This window comes from Aeromonas sp. R10-2 (genome assembly GCF_040908445.1).
In the GTDB taxonomy this organism is placed as follows: Bacteria; Pseudomonadota; Gammaproteobacteria; order Enterobacterales; family Aeromonadaceae; genus Aeromonas; species Aeromonas veronii.
The window spans coordinates 44,333-63,360 of the sequence record NZ_JBFODS010000018.1 but is presented as its reverse complement, the minus strand read 5'-3'; the positions used below and the strand labels follow the sequence as shown (position 1 = coordinate 63,360).

Genomic DNA, 19,028 nt, shown 5'->3' with positions numbered 1-19,028 from the left:
CGGCGTTTTTCAAGATAGTTGTCGCGCAAAGCTGTTTTAAGCAGCCTCTTTTTGCTCCGGCTCGGGTTTCTCGGGCCGCTCCGGATTTAGCATCACGGCACCGATAGGTGTCCAGTCTCGCGTCTTGCCACTCCACCTCGCTGGGTGTTGTGCTCGGGCGGCCTGGTACACAGCATCCCGTTTCGCCAGCAGGGCTTTATCGTCACCCCGATGCCGCTCGTTGGGTGTGACGAAGCGGATACGGCTATGCCGGTGCTCTTCGTTATACCAGGCCATAAAGTCGCGCACCCACTCCCTGGCCGCTTCCAGACTGGCAAAGCCGTCTGATGGCCACTGCGGACAGTACTTCAGCGTCCTGAACAATGACTCCGAGTACGGATTATCGTTGCTGACCCGAGGCCGTCCCCGCGAGGGCGTGACACCCAGGTCATGCATCTTGGTCAGCAGCGTGACTGACTTCATTGGCGCGCCGTTGTCCGAGTGCAAGACCAGCGGCTGCTTCCAGCACTGCTCGCGGATGATGCTCCGTTGCAGCAACGCCGCCGCCCGTTCACCGCACTCTTGCTCATGCACTTCCCAGCCCACCCCTTTGCGGCTGTAGATGTCCTCTATCAGATAGAGGTAGTAATACTGGCCGCGCACGAGTGACGGCAAGTAGGTGATATCCCAGGACCACACTTGATTGGGCCCAGTCGCGGTATGGCTGGTTGGTACCGGCACATGGCGCGGTGGCTGGCTCCGGCCACGCCTGTGCTGCTGGTCAGCCGCCCGCAAGATGCGATAGAAGCTCGACTCACTGGCCAAGTAGCGCCCCTGGTCGGCCAGCCGTGGCACAATTTGACTCGGCGGCAACGAGGCGAACTCCTGGCTATTGCAGACGTCCAGCACGGCCTGCCGCTCCTCTGGGCTCAATGCATGAGCAGGTATGGAACGAACCGCATCCGGTCGCCTATCGGCACTCAGCTCAGGCCCGGCCAACCAGCGCTGGAGCGTGCGCAGACTCAGCCCCAACACCTCGGCCGCAGGATGCTTGCGGGCGCCAGCTTCAAGCGCTTCGCGCCACCATGCAACGTATTGCTGCCGCTCTGGCAACGAGGTCAGTTGTCCTCGTCGACGTTGCTCCAGTAGGCATCGAGCTTTTTTTGCAATATCAGCAGAGCTGCTGCCTCGGCCAGGGCCTTGTCTTTGCGCCGCAGCTCTTGCTCCAGTTGCCGGATACGCTTCTTGTCCGCTTTGGCCTGTGCCTTCTCCGCCTGTTGTAAGGTACGAGCGGATTGCTGGCCCAGAATACAGGCTTGGCGCCATTGCTGGACTTGCTCGGGATAGAGACCCTTACGGCGGCAGTACTCACTGAGTTCAATCTCGGAAAGCGCAGCGGTTTCCAGCACGACGGCGAACTTGGCCTCGGCGGGCCATTCATCGGTCAGTTTGTTGTCCCCGGGCACAGGAGACCCTCCGTCTTTGGCGTGTTTGCGCCAATTATACAGAGTGACCTCGCTGATGTTTTCCTGCCGAGCCAACTCGGCCACCGACATATTGATGGGCGGCAGCAGCTTCTTGAGCAAAGCAGCCTTGCGCTCACTTGAATAACGAGCCATTCGACACTCTTTATCCGCCCCCGGTCTTCACATTTAGATTATTCAGATTAGGCGACAACTATTCTGACACCGGGGGAGTACGCGGTACCGGAAGACGATCCGGACTGGCCGATGCTGGTTGAGCTGTGCGGCAAGGTCTATGAGGCACAAGGCCACACCGGTGCACACCACTGGATCGAGATGCTGCCACAGCCCTATCAGTCACACATGTGGGCAGAACTGGAAAAGCTGGACACGCCTATGTTGAGGAAGAACACGGTTAGCGCGAGAACTAGGCTCGGGGATAAACAGAAAGCGAACCGTCAATCGGCACTGTACTACTAAGTAGCGTCTGATTATTGCCAATATGTGAGCACGTTGAAGTTCACTTGAAAAACATGAGAGATTGTAGATGAACAAGCCACTAACCACTTGTCCAAGTGGAGGATTGTAAATGTAGAGTGATTGACATAGACTTACTTTGCTCTTTAGTGTGCAGACTAACGTGATTAGTCTAGTCGGGTGTTTAGCCAGACTCTAACTTATTGAACGGATCTGAGGTTGCGAAAGCATCGCATTCCTAGATCCGCTTCGCTTGTCTAGGAATGCGATGCTTTCGCGGCCTCTAGTAAAGAGCAACGAAGCCTAAGAGCATAGCTCTTAGGCTTTTTATTTATACCTTTCTAAGGCGATGAGATAAGCGCATGCTTTTGATCGAAAAAATCATCAAGGAGTCCAAGTTAAGCCGCCCAGAGCTAACGATTCTCTCTCATAAAGCTCCTTACATGTACAAAGTATATGCAATCCCGAAAAGACGCTCGGGATATCGTATCATTGCCCATCCAGCTAAACCCCTTAAGCTTATCCAGCGGCTAATCCTGCAATTGCTAGAACCTAGTGTAAAAATCCACGACAACGTTCACGCATATGTCAAAGGCCGTAGTATCATCACCAATGCAACTGTTCACAAAAAAAATAAATATCTATTGAAAATGGATATAAATAATTTTTTTAACAGCATTAAACCTGAACTTTTTTGGTCATCTTTGAACAAGCAAGATATTATGCTTCCCAAAATCCATCAAAAGACAATTGAGAGGCTCATCTTCTGGAACCCAAGCAAAAAAAAGGATGGGAAATTAATCCTTAGTGTTGGGGCCCCAACATCGCCATTTATCTCAAATATAGTAATGTTCTCATTCGACAGTAAACTTTCTAGTGTTTGCGATAAGCTAGGTATTTCTTATAGTAGGTATGCAGACGATTTAACATTTTCAACAAAGAAAAAAAACATATTATTCAATTTGCCGCATATAGTAAAAATTTTACTACAGGAAGAGTTTTCTGGCGCAATGACAATTAATGAGCAGAAGACTGTTTTTTCTTCTAAAGCACACAACCGTCATGTTACTGGTATAACCATAACCAATGATAAGCAACTATCAATAGGCAGGGCGCGCAAAAAATATATATACCATCTAATCCACCAAGCAACCCTTGGTAATTTGGATGATGAACGAATGAACCATCTTTTAGGGTTGATTTCATTCTGCAGGAGTATCGATGCTAACTTCCTAGATAAGATAGCAAATAAATATGGAAGTTCATTTGTGAAAGACTTGATCAAGCGAGAGTTAAAATGACTGATATAAGAAAATCTAAATCAATTAGAGATCTCATAATTAAGTCGGAAAAAAATGACTTATCTTCTATAGCTAGGCTTGCAAAATATTACAGGCAAGGTAAGTTCGTTCAACAAGATGATGAAATAGCTGAGCAGTACACTCAAAAACTTGAGAAAATCTTTCTCAGTGAGAAAATGAAGCTAAAACTCAGAGATGTCAAGATAATTAATCTCCGAGGAATAACCAACATTGAATTAAAAACATCAAATCATAACAATATAACAGTTTTGGTTGGTAACAATGGTACAGGGAAAACAACCATTCTTGATGCCATACTCAAATCGTTGAACTTGATCCGACGAGGCATTGAGTCAGATAATAAAAATTTCAGTGCAGGAACAACTATTGATATAAACGATATACGAAAAGGTCAAGGAGTTTCTACCTCATCAATAAAATGTACTTATCAGCTTGATGATAGTAATTACTATATTAGTGAACTTAATCAAGCAATTACTGGTACTGATTTAAAGTCATATAGCGATCACTCCGAATTATCCACGCTTACTTATATATATAGAGTTATTAACTCAAGAAAAACAGATCTAGGATTACCGCTTGTTGCTTATTATCCTGTTGAGCGTTCAGTTACAATGAGTCGTTCAGATGCGGAAAGAGTAATACAGTCAACATTTAAAAATAAAACATGGAGTAAGTATGATGGCTATGCATTGGCATTATCAGAAAAGAATAGCTTTGAACTTTTTATAAGTTGGTTTAGGTATATTGACGATATTATCGGTCATGTAGGCACAGAGCTTAATGAACTTATCCAAAGAAGGGCATCTTTAAAAAATGACTATGAGCACCTAAAAAAACTAATTAAAAACAAAGAGTTGCAGTCAGCTGGCGATGTTTTCACCAACTCCATTAATATGCTTAAGGCGAGTATATCCAGCATAACAAAACAAATTAACACTATTGAAAATACATCAGAAGACAAAATAAAATATAAACATACATTAGACTTTGTTGCAAAAGCAATATACGAATTCCTGCCTAGTATTAGCAATCTAAGAATAGAAAAAATCCCAGAATTTGATCTTGTAGCAGATAAAATCAATCCGAATGGGGAAAAAACGACTATAAGCATCAATAGTCTTTCACAAGGTGAAAAAACATTAATATCTTTAATTGGCGATATAGCAAGACGGTTGGTTTTATTAAACCCAGCTGCGACTTCAAACTCAAATGATTCGCCACTTAATGGTCACGGAATAGTTCTTATTGATGAGATTGATCTACATCTGCACCCGAAATGGCAACAGAGTGTGATTCCTAAACTGACTAATACATTCCCAAATATACAGTTTATTTTGACAACACATAGCCCGATCGTGATATCTACCGTACACCATGACTCAGTCAAAATACTCCAAGATGGAGGGATAAGAAACTCCATAAAAGGCACATTAGGAGCAAAAGCATCACGAGTAATGAATGAAAATTTTTATGTTGACGACAGATATTCAGAATTAGATGAAACCAAAAAACTAAATCAATACAAGGATTTGGTTTACAATGACAAATGGGATAGTCCGCTTGCAATTTCATTGAGAAAGGAATTAGAAAATAACTTCACCGATGAAGACGATGAAATAAACGAACTAGACCTTTATATTGAAGCTCGGAAGTGGGAACTGGAGGTTCTCAATGAAAAAAATAAATAAATCAGCCGAACCTCAAGCGCTATCTAGCTATAGAGAAAACAACCCTAACGGGAAATGGGGTGAGTTTAGAAAACATAGAAGTAGACGATCTTATAGAACAGTAAAAAAAATAATTTTTGCTGATCAAGGTGAGCTGTGCGCCTATTGTGAAGTACCACTGAAAGATATAGATAATAGTATGAAAAGGTTGGAGCATTTTCACTCTAAAGGTGACACTCAAGCCACCACAAACCTAGATCTAGAGTGGACCAATATCATTGGTGTATGTCTTGGTGGTGAAAAAGGAAATACCGATTCAGAATCAGAAACCAACTCCGATGCGAGTCTTGAACCGAGTGACAGACTCTCATGCGATGCTCATAAAAATAGATTGGAAGAAGGTGGAGTCATTTCCAAAAATTGTGTTGGGCTAGTATTAAACCCTCTTGAAATAATTAAAGAATCGCTTTTCGTTGTTAACAAAAAAGACGGGAAAATTCATCCGAATACTAATAACTGCTCACTATATACTCCAGCACACAACGTTCATCAAAGTGTTGAGGAACTCGTTCAGAATACGATTAATGTTTTTAACTTAAATTGCACTAGGCTGACTAAAAGGCGTAAGATGATTTGTGATGACTATTATAGGCGAGTGCTAATTGCTAGAAGTAAGCAAGATGTATTATTTTTTGAAAACAACTTCAAAATGTGGTTCTCATCTAAATGGCCCAGTTTTTTTACAACAAAAAGATTTTTGATGGGAGATTTTGCAGAAAAAAAATTAGCGGCACTTAATTTCAATGGTTAATTAATATTATTAGGGGGTTATCACCCCCTCAATTCTTTCAATACCAACTGCCGCCCCTCTGGCGTCAGCGACCCCATTAAGCTCAGCACCAGTTGGTTGATGGTCTTGGCTGAGGGGCTTAGGGTGTGGGCGAACGACAGGGTGGCCACCCAGCTGTGGCCACACTCGGCATCGGTGCACTGGCAATAGAGATCCGTGACATCATCGCTCAGTCGGTTGGTCTTGGTAATGCGGCCCCGCTGGCCACACACTTTGCAATAAACCCGCATTACGCCCCCTTTTCTATCCAAATCAACAGCCTATCTTGCCACAGCAGACACTGTTTGTTTATACAGTTGAACCGATATTCTCCCGAAAATCGACCCAGAGGGAGCGAGGGAGTCCCGCGCTGTTAATGGCATCCTGGATAAGCTCGCACAGCGGCAGCACCTCGTTGCGGGCATAGGTGGCATCGTACTTCTCGGGATCCCCGAGCCCTCCCCCGCCATTGGTCGGAATAATGCCGGCCAGCGCCGCTGGGAAGCGGTGGCTGGTCAGTACATCCTGGGCGGTGATCCCCTTGATGGCCGCAAACTCATCCTTGGTGGCAATATCCCCCACTGGTATCAGCTTGATGCCATCTGGCTTGCCGTCCGGGATGTTCACAAACATGGAGCGGAAGTTCCCCACCCCCTTGCTGCTCGCGATCATCTCCTTCATCTCCTCCTCGGTGTCGTCGTCCATGTTCGGGTCGGTGGCGTAGAAGATGAAGCCCATGTGGGCGCCGTTGAGGAAGTATTTGCGCCGAAACAGGGTGGCATCCTGGTTAAGCAGAGCCGACTGCAGGCCGCCCAGGTAATCGGGCATACCATAGATCGCTCGTGCAGCTCGCAGTCAGAGCGGATTGCGGCGCGGCCCGAAGGGCAGCCGCCAGCGAAACAGGCTGTTAAGGGTGGCCCGCCACTGATTGGGTCGCCCCAGGATCTGCTTTTGCAGGCGGGTCTCCTCTTTGAGCATCGCCTCATCGCTGCGGGCCCAGGCCTGGCTGTAGAGCTGCTTGATCCCCGCCAGTGCATCGGGCGATTTGGTGATAAGGGTGCGGGCAAACTCGCGCGCCTCCACCAGCGGATCGGCGCAGACCCGGCTCACCATCCCGAGGGATTTGGCCTCGACGGCATCCAGCTCGCGCCCGCTCATGGCCAGCTCCATGGCGGTATCCAGCCCCATCAAGTTGCGCATGGTAACGCTGCCGCTCATATCGGGGATGATGCCCCACTTGATCTCCATCACCGAGAAGCGGCAATCGGGGGTGCTGAAGCGAAAATCGGCGCCGAGCGCAATCTGCAAGCCACCGCCAAAACAGACTCCCTGGGTCACCGCAATCACCGGCACCGGCAGCTGGTGCCAGCCATAAGCAACCCGCTGGGCCAGATTGGTCGCCTCGTCCGCCTCGCGCTTGAGAATATCGAGCGCCGCCACTGGCTGCTTGAGCATGGACTTCACATCCAGCCCGGCGCAGAAGGCCCGCCCCTCGCCATGCAGGATCACCGCCCGCAGCCCCTTGTGCCGGGCGAGCTGCGTCAGCGTCTCGTCGATGGCACTGAACATGGCGCGATCCAGCGCATTGAGTTTATCCCCCCGAGTCAACATCACTTCGGCAATCCCGTCGTGGATCTCGCACTTGATCCTTGGTTTTTCCATCTCCCTTGTCCTCTCCTTGATCCCTGAAACTGACTCACTGGTCATACCACCACGTTATCAGAGTGTGAACAGGTGGTACAGCTGAGACTAAAGTCGGCTGGTCGCCTCCCCCTCCCTTTGTCACACTGAGAGCTGCATGAGTGCCGCAAGCCAGCAGAGGACGCTGTCATGTCAACCCTGTTCAATTTTGCCAGACCACCGTTCGACCGACTGGGCGAGGAGGCCCGCGAGCGACTCTCCCGTCACCTCTCGCTCTGCTATTTTCGGGCCGGGGATCTGCTGCTAAAAGAGGGGGACGAGCCTCCCGGCCTCTATCTCATCATCAAGGGGGCGGTGGAAGAGTCTGCCCCTCACCACCAGTTTGGTGATTACGGGGTCGATGACCTGTTCGATGTGCGCGCCCAGTTTGACGGCCGCTGCCGCCACCGCTTCACCGCACTGGAAGACAGCCTCTGCCAGCTCATCCCTCGCCACACCTTTCTGACGCTCTGTGAGCAGGATCCGCAGTTTGCCAGCTACTTCACCGCCAATCTGGCCGAGCGCCAGCGCCAACAGGAGCAACGCGAACAACTGGGGCAGAAGAATCTGGCGGAGTTTATCCTGACCCGCATCGAACCCGGCCACCTGCAGGCACCGCTTATCGTCGACAGCAAGCTATCACTGCTGGCGGCCACCGAAGCCATGGTGAGCAAGGGGACCGATTGCCTGCTCTACCCCGCCCACGACGGCTCCCTCACGCTGGCAACCCGCAAGACCTTGCTCCACGCCCTGACCCTCAAGGGATTGCCGCTGACGGCGCCCCTCTCGGTGCTGACCCCCACGCCGCTGATTGGTCTGCCGCTGGAGAGCTATCTGTTTGATGCCCTGCTGCTGATGACCCGCCATCGCATCAAGCGACTGGTGGTGTGGCGTGGCAACGAGGTGGCGGGGATCCTGCAACTGACTCAGGTGCTGGGGCTCTTCTCGACCCACTCCCACGTGCTGACGTTGCGTATCGCCCGCGCCGACAGCCTGCCCGCACTGGAGGCGGTGGCCCGCGAGCAGCAGCAATTGACCCGCTCGCTGTTTGCCCAGGGGATCCACACCGCCTTTTTGATGAAGCTCATCGCCACGATCAACGAACAGCTGATCGCCAAAGCCTTTGCGCTGGTGATCCCCCCCGAGGTGCAGGATAAGGTCTGTCTGCTGATGCTGGGCTCGGAGGGGCGCGGCGAGCAGATCCTCAAAACCGATCAGGACAACGCCCTGATCCTGCCAGAGGGGCTGGCATGGCCCACCCAGGCTGCCGATCTGGCCGAATTCAGCGCCCTGCTGGAGCGACTCGGCTACCCCCTCTGCCCCGGGCAGGTGATGGTGAACAATCCGGCCTGGGTAAAAACAGGCGATGAGTGGCAAAGCGCCATTGCCAGCGCCTGCACCACGGCCAGTGAGGAGGAGCTGCTCTGGCTCGCCACCCTTGCTGACGCCCACCCCATCGCGGGAGATCGCCAACTGCATCTGCCGGTTGCCAGAGCGCTGCGCGAGCAGTTGGCGGACAGACGGGATCTGCTGGCGGAGATGGTGCGACCGGCAGTGGCCTTCCATGCCCCGCTCACCCTGTTTGGCAGGCTGGAGCAGCCACCGGAAGGGCTGGATCTGAAGCGGGGCGGCCTGTTCCCGCTGGTACACGGCATCCGCATGTTGGCCCTTGAGGCAGGCATTCTGGAGACCTCAACCCTGGGGCGTATCGATGCGCTGGTGGCCGCCGATCGGCTCAGTGCCGACTATGGTAGCAATCTGGCGGAGGCGTTCCGGCTCTTTATCCGGCTTAGGCTGCGCAGCCAGCTCAAGGGGGGCAATAGTCGGGTGCAGACAAGCGAGCTCAGCCACAGCGAGCGGGATCTGCTGCGCCAGGCGCTGCATCAGGTGAAGAAGTTCCAGCAGTGGCTCACCTTGCACTTTCGTCTGAGACAATAGCCATGTTGAGCCGCGCTCGACGCTACTTGTATGGCCGCGCGTTCCGAACGGGCGAGTTCGCGCCGCTCTTTGCCACCCCACCGAAAGATGAACGGGTCGCCCTCGATTTCGAGACCACCAGTCTCGATCCCGAGCAGGCAGAGATCGTCTCCATCGGGGCGGTGCGCATTCAGGGTAACCGGCTGCTGACCGGCGAGGCCCTCGCCATCAAGGTGCAGCCACCGGCCAGCCTGACCGGCCAATCAGTGGTGATCCACGGTCTGCGCCATCAGGATCTGCAACAGGGAATGGAGCTGGAAGCCGCGCTGCGCTTGCTGCTCGACTTTATCGGCCCCCGTGAACTGGTGGGCTATCACATCGCCTATGACCTGCGCATTCTCAATCTCGCCTGCCAGAAATTGTGGGGATTGACCCTGCCCCAGCGAGGGATCGAGGTGAGCCAGCTCTATCACGACCACCTCTATCGCCGCTATCCCGATGCGGCCATTGACCTCCACTTGAACGCCATCTGCAGCCACCTTGAACTGCCATCCCTGCCCGCCCACGATGCCCTTGCCGATGCCACCACGGCCGCGCTTATCTACCTGCGCCTGATCTGCGGCTCGCCGCTGGCTTATCCCAAAGTCTAATTGTCGACAAATAACATTTAATTCACATTTTGCTTACATGAGCAGATTGCCTGCTCGTCGGGGTTACCCCATCCACCGCTGACACTCATGTCATGGAGAACTGCAATGGAACAGCAAAGCTATCTGAGGATCCAGCAAGATCCCAACTTCCAGGAGCTGGTCGCCAAGCGCCAGCGTTTTGCCTGGGCCCTCTCGGCTCTGATGCTGGGACTCTACCTGGCGTTTATTCTGCTCATCGCCTTTGCCCCCGGTTGGCTGGGCACCCCGCTCAGCGACAGTACCACCGTCACCCGTGGCATTCCGGTCGGGGTGGGACTGATCCTCTCCTCCTTCGTGTTGACCGGCATCTATGTGTTTCGGGCCAACGGCGAGTTTGACGAGCTGAATCAGAAAATCCTCAAGGGAGTGCAGTCATGAGCGCAAAAAGCATGAAAGGCAAGTGGCTGCTGTTGGCCTCACTGGCCTCCTCCCCCCTGCTGGCAGCGGATGCGCTGACCGGCGAGGTACAACGCCAACCCCTCAATGTATCGGCCATCGTGATGTTCGTAGTCTTTGTGGCCGCCACCCTGTTCATCACCTACTGGGCCTCCAAGCGCAACCGCTCGGCTTCTGACTACTATGCGGCCGGTGGCCGTATCACCGGCTTCCAGAACGGTCTGGCCATCGCCGGTGACTATATGTCCGCCGCCTCCTTCCTCGGGATCTCCGCGCTGGTCTACACCTCCGGCTACGATGGCCTGATTTACTCCATCGGCTTTCTGGTGGGCTGGCCCATCATTCTGTTCCTGATCGCCGAGCGGCTGCGCAACCTCGGCAAATATACCTTTGCCGATGTCGCCTCCTATCGTCTCAAGCAGACTGAAGTGCGTACCCTCTCCGCCTGTGGTTCGCTGGTGGTGGTCGCCCTCTACCTGATCGCCCAGATGGTCGGTGCCGGCAAACTGATCGAGCTGCTGTTTGGCCTGCAATACCATGTGGCCGTGGTGCTGGTCGGTATCCTGATGGTGCTCTACGTGCTGTTTGGCGGCATGCTGGCCACTACCTGGGTGCAGATCATCAAGGCTGTGATGCTGCTCTCCGGTGCCAGCTTCATGGCCATCATGGTCATGAAATCGGTCAACTTCGATATCGGTGCCCTGTTTAGCGAAGCGGTCAAGGTGCACGAAAAAGGGATTGCCATCATGAGCCCGGGAGGCCTGGTTGCTGACCCCATCTCCGCCATCTCGCTCGGTCTAGCATTGATGTTCGGTACCGCCGGTCTGCCCCATATCCTGATGCGTTTCTTCACCGTAAGCGATGCCAAAGAGGCGCGTAAATCGGTGTTCTACGCCACCGGCTTTATCGGCTACTTCTACATCCTCACCTTCATCATCGGCTTTGGCGCCATCTTGCTGGTGAGCACCAACCCGGCCTTCAAGGACGCCACCGGCGCCCTGCTGGGCGGCACCAACATGGCGGCCGTCCATCTGGCCAATGCGGTCGGTGGCAGCCTGTTCCTCGGCTTCATATCCGCCGTGGCATTTGCCACCATTCTGGCGGTAGTTGCCGGATTGACCCTGGCCGGTGCCTCTGCGGTCTCCCATGACCTCTATGCCAGCGTGTTGAAGAAGGGCAAGGCCAACGAGACCGATGAACTGCGCGTTTCCAAAATGACGACTCTGGTGCTGGGCGTAGTTGCCATTGGTCTGGGGATCCTGTTCGAGAAGCAGAACATCGCCTTCATGGTCGGTCTGGCCTTCTCCATCGCCGCCAGCTGCAACTTCCCGGTACTGTTCCTCTCCATGTTCTGGTCACGCCTGACAACCCGTGGCGCCGTCTACGGTGGCTGGCTGGGACTGGTGAGCGCCGTGACCCTGATGATCCTGGGTCCGACCGTGTGGGTGAAAGTGCTGGGCCATGCCCAGGCCATCTTCCCCTACGAATACCCTGCCCTCTTCTCCATGGGGTTGGCCTTCGTCGGGATCTGGTTCTTCTCCATCACCGACAGCTCCCAGAACGCCGCCGACGAGCATGCCAAGTTCCTGCCGCAGTTCGTTCGCTCCCAAACCGGGCTGGGGGCCTCTGGCGCCACCTCCCACTAACAGATCAAGTTCATCCTTCCAAGCCGGCTTCGCGCCGGCTTTTTTATTGCCCATCAATCGGCTGCACGCCCCGCTTGCCCCGATCAAGATCACACTTCTCGCTAAAACTTTCGGGGGATCTGTGCCATAATGCGCGCCATTTGACAGACCAATCGGGACACATACCTTGTTAAGCAGCAACAACATCACCATGCAGTTCGGCGCCAAGCCGCTGTTTGAGAACATCAACGTCAAGTTTGGCGGCGGCAACCGCTATGGCCTTATCGGCGCCAACGGCTGTGGCAAGTCCACCTTTATGAAGATCCTCGGCGGTGATCTGGAGCCCACTGGCGGTAATGTGAGCCTGGACGTCAACGAGCGCATCGGTAAGCTGCGTCAGGATCAGTTCGCCTACGAAGATATGCGCGTACTGGACGTGGTCATGATGGGCCACACCGAGCTGTGGGCAGCCATCGCCGAGCGCGATGCCATCTACGCCAACCTCGAAGCCACCGACGAAGACTATATGAAGGCCGCCGAGCTGGAAGGTCTAGTCGCCGAATATGACGGCTACACAGCCGAAGCGCGCGCAGGCGAGCTGCTGCTGGGTGTCGGCATTCCCCTTGAGCAGCACAGCGGCCCGATGAGCGAAGTGGCGCCGGGCTGGAAACTGCGGGTGCTGCTGGCACAGGCGCTGTTCTCCAACCCCGATATCCTGTTGCTGGACGAACCGACCAACAACCTGGATATCAACACCATTCGCTGGCTGGAGCAGGTGCTCAACGAACGTGAAAGCACCATGATCATCATCTCTCACGACCGTCACTTCCTGAACTCCGTCTGTACCCACATGGCGGATCTGGACTACGGCGAGCTGCGCGTCTACCCGGGCAACTACGACGACTACATGCTGGCCGCCACCCAGGCGCGCGAGCGTCTGCTGGCCGACAACGCCAAGAAGAAGGCCCAGATCGCCGATCTGCAATCCTTCGTCTCCCGTTTCAGCGCCAACGCCTCCAAGTCCCGTCAGGCGACCTCCCGTCTCAAGCAGATCGACAAGATCAAGATTGAGGACGTCAAGGTCTCCAGCCGCCAGAACCCCTTCATCCGCTTCGAGCAGGACAAAAAGCTCTATCGCAACATCCTGGAAGTGGAAGGTGTATCCAAGGGTTATGGCGACGGTCCCCTGTTCAAGGGCCTCAACATGATGATGGAAGTGGGCGAGAAGGTCGCCATTCTGGGTACCAACGGTATCGGTAAATCGACCCTGATCAAGACTCTTGTCGGCGCACTGGCACCGGATACCGGCACCATCAAGTGGTCCGAGAACGCCCAGATCGGTTACTACGCTCAGGATCACGCCGAAGACTTCGACACTGATCTCAACGTGTTCGACTGGATGGCCCAGTGGAAACAGGAGAACGAAGACGAGCAGGCTGTACGCTCCATACTGGGCCGTCTGCTCTTCTCTCAGGACGACATCAAGAAGCCGGTCAAGGTGCTCTCCGGTGGTGAGCAGGGTCGCATGCTGTTCGGCAAGCTGATGATGCAGCGCCCCAACATCCTGATCATGGATGAGCCGACCAACCACCTGGACATGGAATCCATCGAATCCTTGAACATGGCGCTGGAGCTCTACCAGGGGACCCTGATCTTCGTCTCCCACGACCGCGAGTTCGTCTCCTCCCTGGCGACCCGTATCCTGGAACTGACCGAAGATGGCATCCGCGACTTCGGCGGCACGTACGAGGATTACCTGCGCACCCAGGGCGTGGTATAACCCCGCTCCTGCGTAAGTTCGCAATGAAAAACCGGCACTCAGGTGCCGGTTTTTTTATATCCCGTTTTTAGACGACTGAGATGGCGTATAACCGCGGTGTGACTACACGCCACAGAACAGAGCACAGAGCACAGAGCACAGAGCACAGAGCACAGAGCACAGAGCACAGAACTTGAGTCTCCTCCTCTTGCCCACAGATAAAAAAAACGGCTCCATCAAGGAGCCGTTTTCAATGGGTTGCGTAGTGCCGATTACTCGACGGTCGCTTCCACACTGGTGAAGTACTCGATCTTGGCCGCTTTGCGCAGCTCGTCGATCAGAGACTTGTAATCCACCTGGGCTTTGCCCTGACCCAGCTGAGCTTGCAGCATGGCGGCCATGCCGGATGCGGCGGCAGGGACGTTGACCTTGTCCAGAGCAACCACAACGCGGTCACCATTGGTCTCGGCAACCAGAGCCACGCTCGGCTTGCCGTCGATCGGATGGGGCAGTGTGAACGCCTGGGCAATCAGGTTCTGATCCAGCTCGCGATCGAAGCGGGCAACCCCTTTGTGGGTCTCCACTTTCAGACCCAGTGCAGTCAGATCGGCGGTGATGCTCTCACCGACCTTCAGCTTGTCTAGCAGGCCCTGGGCCTTGCCACGGGCCACTTCACTGGCCTTGTCATGCTTGATGGCGGCAATCACCTGCTCTTTCACCTCGGCCAGCGGCTTGACCGCTTTGGGCTTGTGACCAGTTATGTGCAGCACCAGCGCCTTGCCGTCAGCCAGCTCGATCACGTCGGAGTTGGTGTTGTCATCGCGCAGCTGTTCGGAGAACGCCACGGAGAGCACCTTGGGATCGTTCAGCGGAGCCGGAGCAGTCGCCTGGGTGAAGAAATCGGAAGATTGAACCTTCATCCCCATGGCATCAGCGGTCAGATCCAGCGAGTCCGGGTTTTCGAAGCTGTTGTCAGCCATCTTCTGCTGATCGGCGAAGAACTTCTCCTTGGCCTTCTCAGATTGCAGACGAGTGATGGTCTCTTCTTTCACATCGGCAAACGGCTTGGTCTGGGCTGATTCAACCCCCAGCAGCTTGATGATGTGGAAACCGAACGGGCTCTTCACCACGGTGGAGAGATCGCCAGCCTTGTTCAGGGCGAACGCGGCTTTCTCGAAGGCCGGATCCATCACCCCTTTCTCGAACCAGTCCAGCTCGCCGCCTTTTTTGGCAGAGAAGGTATCGGAAGAGTCAGCCTTGGCCAGCGCAGCGAAATCATCACCCGCCTTGGCTTTGGCCAGCACGGCTTCTGCTTTCTGCTCGGCCGCTTTCTCGTCCTTGCCAAACGGGATCAGGATGTGAGCCACGTGGCGACGCTCGGCACGCTGGAACAGATCCTGGTGCTGATCGTAGTAATCCTGGGCATCCTGCTCGGTGACCTTGATATCTTTGGCGAGGTTGGCAGCGTCCAGCAGCAGATAGTCGACCTTGACCTGTTCGTCGTTCATGAAACGGGCGCCATTGGTCTTGTAGTACTGCTCCAGCTCGTTGTCGGAGACCTGAACGTCAGCCATGTAGTTGGCAGCAGCCAGACGCACCAGACGCAGATCGCGAGTCTGGTTGTAGAGCTTGTCGAGCTGCTCCGCTTCACCCTTGAGGGAGAATTCGGTGCCCAGCAGAGCGCTCATCAACTGTTGACGTACCATGTCCTGACGCAGGGAGTCACGGAACATTTCAGGAGTCATGCCGGCACGACGGATCAGTTGCAGATAGCGGTCATTGTTGAACTTGCCGTTCTCGGCAAACTCCGGCATGGCCACGATGGCTTGCTTGATCTGTTCGTCACTGATACGCAGACCCAGTTCACGGGCCTTGCTGTCCAGCAGCGCCTGATCGATCAGGCGATCCAGCACACCGCGACGGAACTGTTTCATGTAATCGGGGTTCGCGGCCAGCTGGCTGAATGCCTCTCCCATCTGGGATTCCATGCGGGCGCGCTCGTTACGGTAGGCATTTTCCAGTGCCGCAGCACTGATCTCGGTGCCATTGACGGTGGCGGGGGCGGTACGGGCCGGGCCGTTCAGGTAACTACCTACACCAGCCAAGGCAAAGGAGAGGATGATCAGGCCCAAGATAACCTTGGCTACCTTGCCCTGCGCCCCTTCGCGTAGTTTATCCAACATCATGTTTGTACTTATGCTCCCGAACTCGATGGGCGTAAACAATAAAAAGGCGCACCGATTGCGATGCGCCTTGGTCAATCAGTATGAGAGAAGACTCTCTAACTTGTCTGGTCTGCGACCAAGGACGGTAGCCGACGGATATCAGCGACCGACTTAGTTAACAGCGTCTTTCAGGGCCTTACCGGCTTTGAAGGCAGGAACTTTACCAGCAGCGATTTCGATGGTCGCGCCAGTCTGCGGGTTACGGCCTGAACGGGCAGCACGCTCGCGTACAGCGAAAGTACCGAAACCAACCAGAGCAACCTGGTCACCCTCTTTCAGCGCTTCACCAACAGCATCAATGAAGGCATCCAACGCACGGCCAGCGGCAGCTTTGGAGATATCGGCACCGTCTGCAATCTTGTCAATCAGTTGAGATTTATTCACTCTTATATTCCCCTTTTATCAAACACCGCTGCGGCGCTGATTTCCCTGGCCACAACAAGTGGAGGTTTTATAGCAAGCCTCCTGATCAGTTGCAAGTGACAATCTGGCGCAAACCCGCGCCACACAACGCATTGCGACTCATCACGAGTACCCGATCGGTGGTCAAGGCTACTTCCGTTATCGGGCGCATGCAAGCCTTAACCACCCGCCGAATGCGCCAAATTTGCGGCGCATCAACATTTACACGACAGAAACGCGCTCAAACCCCTGTGGATTGTCCTGCAACGCCAATTCCAGCACCTCGTCAATCCAGCGAACCGGATAAATTTCAAGGTCTTGTTTGACGTTTGCCGGGATCTCCTCAAGGTCACGCTCGTTCTCTTTCGGAATAAGCACTCGCTTGATGCCGCCACGATGGGCTGCCAGCAACTTCTCCTTGAGACCACCGATAGGCAGCACTTCGCCGCGCAAGGTGATCTCCCCTGTCATCGCCACATCAGCACGAACCGGATTACCGGTCAAGCTGGAGACCAGGGCAGTACACATGGCGATACCGGCGCTCGGACCATCTTTCGGGGTAGCCCCTTCCGGTACGTGCACGTGGATATCGCGCTTCTCGTAGAAGTCGGCATTGATGCGCAGCTTCTCGGCACGGGCTCTTACGACCGTCATGGCCGCCTGGATGGACTCCTGCATCACGTCACCGAGGGAACCGGTATAAGTGAGCTTGCCCTTGCCCGGCATGTTGGTGGTCTCGATGGTGAGCAGATCGCCCCCCACTTCGGTCCACGCCAGACCACACACCTGACCCACTTGATTCTGGTCGGTGGCCTTGCCGTAATCGAAACGCTGCACCCCGAGGAACTCCTTGAGGTTCTCCTGATTAACCTGAACGTGCTTGATGCTCTTGTCCAGCAGGATGCGCTTGACCGCCTTGCGACAAATCTTGGAGATCTCGCGCTCCAGACTCCGCACCCCCGCCTCGCGGGTGTAGTAGCGGATCACTCCGACCAGGGCAGAATCTTCGATGGTGATCTCGGACTCTTTCAGGCCGTTGCGCTGGATCTGCTTGGCAACCAGATGCTGCTTGGCAATGTTGAGCTTCTCATCTTCGGTGTAACCGGAGAGACGGATCACTTCCATCCGGTCCAGCAACGGACCCGGAATGTTCATGGAGTTGGAGGTGGCCACGAACATGACGTCCGACAGGTCATAATCCACTTCCAGATAGTGATCGTTGAAGCTGTTGTTCTGTTCCGGATCCAGCACTTCCAGCAAGGCGGATGCGGGATCGCCACGCATGTCCGAGCTCATCTTGTCGATCTCGTCGAGCAGGAACAGCGGGTTCTTGACGCCGACTTTCGCCATCTTCTGGATGAGCTTGCCGGGCATGGAACCGATATAGGTACGGCGGTGACCGCGGATCTCCGCTTCGTCACGCACCCCACCGAGGGCCATCCGCACATATTTGCGACCCGTCGCCTTGGCAATGGATTGGCCCAGCGAGGTCTTGCCCACACCTGGGGGCCCAACCAGACAGAGGATGGGGCCCTTGAGCTTGTTCACCCGTGCCTGTACCGCCAGATATTCGAGGATGCGATCCTTGACCTTCTCGAGGCCATAGTGATCGGCATCCAGCACCTCTTGCGCCTTGCCAAGGTCTTTTTTGACCTTGGATCGCGCCTTCCACGGCACCTGTACCATCCAGTCCACATAGCTGCGAACCACGGTAGCCTCGGCGGACATGGGAGACATCATCTTCAGCTTGGCAAGCTCGGCCTGGGCCTTTTCACGGGCATCTTCCGGCATGCCAGCCTCTTCAATCTTGCGATTGAGGGCTTCAAACTCATCCGGGCTATCTTCCAGCTCACCCAGCTCTTTCTGGATGGCCTTCATCTGCTCGTTGAGGTAATACTCGCGCTGGCTCTTTTCCATCTGCTTCTTGACGCGAGTACGGATGCGCTTCTCGACCTGCAGCAGGTCAATTTCCGACTCCATCATCGCCATCAGGAACTCGATGCGCTCGGAGACCGAGACGATCTCCAGCACCTTCTGCTTGTCTTCCAGCTTGAGCGGCATGTGGGCCGCCATGGTATCGGCCAGACGCGCAGCATCGTCGATCGCAGAGATCGAGGTGAGCACCTCGGGCGGGATCTTCTTGTTGAGCTTGATATAGCCTTCAAACTGGCCGATGGCGGAGCGAACCAGCACTTCCTGATCCTTCTCCCCAATGGCTTGGGAGGGAATGTACTGAGCCTCGCAGACAAAGAAATCCTTGTCGTCGATCATCCGCTCCAGGCGGGCACGCTGCCCACCCTCTACCAGCACCTTGACGGTGCCGTCCGGCAGCTTGAGCATCTGCAGAATATTGGCCACTGTCCCGACGGTGAAGATCTCCTCCACCGTTGGCTCATCGGTTGACGCATCCTTCTGGGCCACCAGCAGAACTTTCTTGTCCTGCTCCATGGCCGCTTCCAGACAGCGAATGGATTTTTCCCGCCCCACAAAGAGTGGAATGACCATGTGGGGATAAACCACCACGTCACGAAGAGGCAGGACGGGAATCTCGATGCGTTCTGAACGCTCTAGGTTCATATATGTCCTCTCGGCTTG

Annotated in this window: 14 protein-coding genes and 2 pseudogenes; 9 read left to right on the top strand and 7 right to left on the bottom strand. The window is 54.4% G+C overall.

The genetic code is table 11. The annotated features are described in order from the left end of the window. Window positions 1-36: 36 nt before the first annotated feature. Window positions 37-1,598 (bottom strand): IS3-like element ISAs20 family transposase gene (locus AB5Y97_RS03940; RefSeq protein WP_088813959.1). Its coding sequence is split into 2 segments (ribosomal slippage): window positions 37-1,136 and window positions 1,136-1,598, totalling 1,563 coding nucleotides; the frame shifts between segments, so codons are not numbered across the junction. A gap of 75 nt (window positions 1,599-1,673) precedes the next feature. Between AB5Y97_RS03940 and AB5Y97_RS03935 the strand changes: the two are divergent. The 4 genes and pseudogenes from AB5Y97_RS03935 to AB5Y97_RS03920 all read left to right on the top strand — a co-directional run. Continuing rightward, window positions 1,674-1,922 (top strand): annotated as a pseudogene (locus AB5Y97_RS03935) (hypothetical protein); the annotation flags it as partial. Between the two features lie 359 nt (window positions 1,923-2,281). Next, window positions 2,282-3,220 (top strand): retron St85 family RNA-directed DNA polymerase, encoded by a 939-nt coding sequence (locus tag AB5Y97_RS03930; RefSeq protein WP_201948358.1) that lies wholly within the window; start codon window positions 2,282-2,284, stop codon window positions 3,218-3,220. After that, complete coding sequence (locus AB5Y97_RS03925; protein WP_201948360.1) at window positions 3,217-4,932, top strand: AAA family ATPase; 1,716 nt, start codon at window positions 3,217-3,219, stop codon at window positions 4,930-4,932. Before AB5Y97_RS03930 ends, AB5Y97_RS03925 begins: the two co-directional genes overlap by 4 nt. Then, a complete protein-coding gene (locus tag AB5Y97_RS03920; protein ID WP_201948362.1) occupies window positions 4,916-5,722 on the top strand; it encodes a retron system putative HNH endonuclease in 807 nt (268 codons plus the stop codon). The genes AB5Y97_RS03925 and AB5Y97_RS03920 overlap by 17 nt, the downstream gene beginning before the upstream one ends. 20 nt (window positions 5,723-5,742) lie before the next feature. Here the strand turns inward: AB5Y97_RS03920 and AB5Y97_RS03915 are convergent, their stop codons facing one another. The 3 genes and pseudogenes from AB5Y97_RS03915 to AB5Y97_RS03905 form a co-directional block, all read right to left on the bottom strand. Then, the gene (locus AB5Y97_RS03915) at window positions 5,743-5,991 is read right to left on the bottom strand and encodes an ogr/Delta-like zinc finger family protein (protein ID WP_368157260.1); all 249 of its coding nucleotides are present in this window, start codon (window positions 5,989-5,991) and stop codon (window positions 5,743-5,745) included. Window positions 5,992-6,049: 58 nt separating this feature from the next. Continuing rightward, window positions 6,050-6,577, bottom strand: a pseudogene (locus tag AB5Y97_RS03910) (phage portal protein); the annotation flags it as partial. 18 nt (window positions 6,578-6,595) lie between these two features. Next, entirely contained in the window at window positions 6,596-7,402 is an 807-nt protein-coding gene (locus tag AB5Y97_RS03905) for a crotonase/enoyl-CoA hydratase family protein (RefSeq protein ID WP_201948332.1), read from the bottom strand. A 168-nt stretch (window positions 7,403-7,570) separates the two neighbouring features. On the opposite strand from AB5Y97_RS03905, the gene AB5Y97_RS03900 reads away from it, so the two are divergent. From AB5Y97_RS03900 to AB5Y97_RS03880, 5 genes are all read left to right on the top strand, one after another. Then, on the top strand, window positions 7,571-9,358 hold the full coding sequence (locus AB5Y97_RS03900) for a putative nucleotidyltransferase substrate binding domain-containing protein (RefSeq protein WP_368157259.1): 1,788 nt from the start codon (window positions 7,571-7,573) through the stop codon (window positions 9,356-9,358). Between the two features lie 2 nt (window positions 9,359-9,360). Next, window positions 9,361-9,987 (top strand): 3'-5' exonuclease, encoded by a 627-nt coding sequence (locus AB5Y97_RS03895; RefSeq protein ID WP_201948329.1) that lies wholly within the window; start codon window positions 9,361-9,363, stop codon window positions 9,985-9,987. Between the two features lie 105 nt (window positions 9,988-10,092). Continuing rightward, window positions 10,093-10,404 carry a DUF485 domain-containing protein gene (locus AB5Y97_RS03890; RefSeq protein ID WP_005336970.1) on the top strand — a complete coding sequence of 104 codons (312 nt, stop codon included), beginning with the start codon at window positions 10,093-10,095 and terminating at the stop codon, window positions 10,402-10,404. Between the two features lie 11 nt (window positions 10,405-10,415). Beyond that, complete coding sequence (locus AB5Y97_RS03885; protein ID WP_026035062.1) at window positions 10,416-12,068, top strand: cation acetate symporter; 1,653 nt, start codon at window positions 10,416-10,418, stop codon at window positions 12,066-12,068. A 166-nt stretch (window positions 12,069-12,234) separates the two neighbouring features. Beyond that, complete coding sequence (locus AB5Y97_RS03880) at window positions 12,235-13,827, top strand: ABC-F family ATPase (RefSeq protein ID WP_139474278.1); 1,593 nt, start codon at window positions 12,235-12,237, stop codon at window positions 13,825-13,827. Window positions 13,828-14,078: 251 nt separating this feature from the next. Here AB5Y97_RS03880 and ppiD read toward each other — a convergent pair whose 3' ends face one another. The 3 genes from ppiD to lon form a co-directional block, all read right to left on the bottom strand. After that, a complete protein-coding gene (gene ppiD / locus AB5Y97_RS03875) occupies window positions 14,079-15,992 on the bottom strand; it encodes a peptidylprolyl isomerase (protein WP_368157258.1) in 1,914 nt (637 codons plus the stop codon). Between the two features lie 150 nt (window positions 15,993-16,142). Further along, window positions 16,143-16,415, bottom strand: coding sequence for a nucleoid-associated protein HU-beta (hupB, locus tag AB5Y97_RS03870; protein WP_005315375.1), 273 nt, complete (start codon window positions 16,413-16,415; stop codon window positions 16,143-16,145). Window positions 16,416-16,655: 240 nt separating this feature from the next. After that, a complete protein-coding gene (lon, locus tag AB5Y97_RS03865) occupies window positions 16,656-19,010 on the bottom strand; it encodes an endopeptidase La (protein WP_201948327.1) in 2,355 nt (784 codons plus the stop codon). Window positions 19,011-19,028: the final 18 nt, after the last annotated feature.

Bases quoted from the DNA above. Each gene is read 5' to 3' on its own strand.
- AB5Y97_RS03890 (WP_005336970.1), top strand. From the start codon at position 10,093: ATGGAACAGCAAAGCTATCTGAGGATCCAGCAAGATCCCAACTTCCAG.
- AB5Y97_RS03930 (WP_201948358.1), top strand. From the start codon at position 2,282: ATGCTTTTGATCGAAAAAATCATCAAGGAGTCCAAGTTAAGCCGCCCA.
- AB5Y97_RS03915 (WP_368157260.1), bottom strand. From the start codon at position 5,991: ATGCGGGTTTATTGCAAAGTGTGTGGCCAGCGGGGCCGCATTACCAAG.
- AB5Y97_RS03905 (WP_201948332.1), bottom strand. From the start codon at position 7,402: ATGGAAAAACCAAGGATCAAGTGCGAGATCCACGACGGGATTGCCGAA.
- ppiD (WP_368157258.1), bottom strand. From the start codon at position 15,992: ATGATGTTGGATAAACTACGCGAAGGGGCGCAGGGCAAGGTAGCCAAG.
- AB5Y97_RS03900 (WP_368157259.1), top strand. From the start codon at position 7,571: ATGTCAACCCTGTTCAATTTTGCCAGACCACCGTTCGACCGACTGGGC.
- lon (WP_201948327.1), bottom strand. From the start codon at position 19,010: ATGAACCTAGAGCGTTCAGAACGCATCGAGATTCCCGTCCTGCCTCTT.
- AB5Y97_RS03895 (WP_201948329.1), top strand. From the start codon at position 9,361: ATGTTGAGCCGCGCTCGACGCTACTTGTATGGCCGCGCGTTCCGAACG.
- AB5Y97_RS03920 (WP_201948362.1), top strand. From the start codon at position 4,916: ATGAAAAAAATAAATAAATCAGCCGAACCTCAAGCGCTATCTAGCTAT.
- AB5Y97_RS03885 (WP_026035062.1), top strand. From the start codon at position 10,416: ATGAAAGGCAAGTGGCTGCTGTTGGCCTCACTGGCCTCCTCCCCCCTG.
- AB5Y97_RS03925 (WP_201948360.1), top strand. From the start codon at position 3,217: ATGACTGATATAAGAAAATCTAAATCAATTAGAGATCTCATAATTAAG.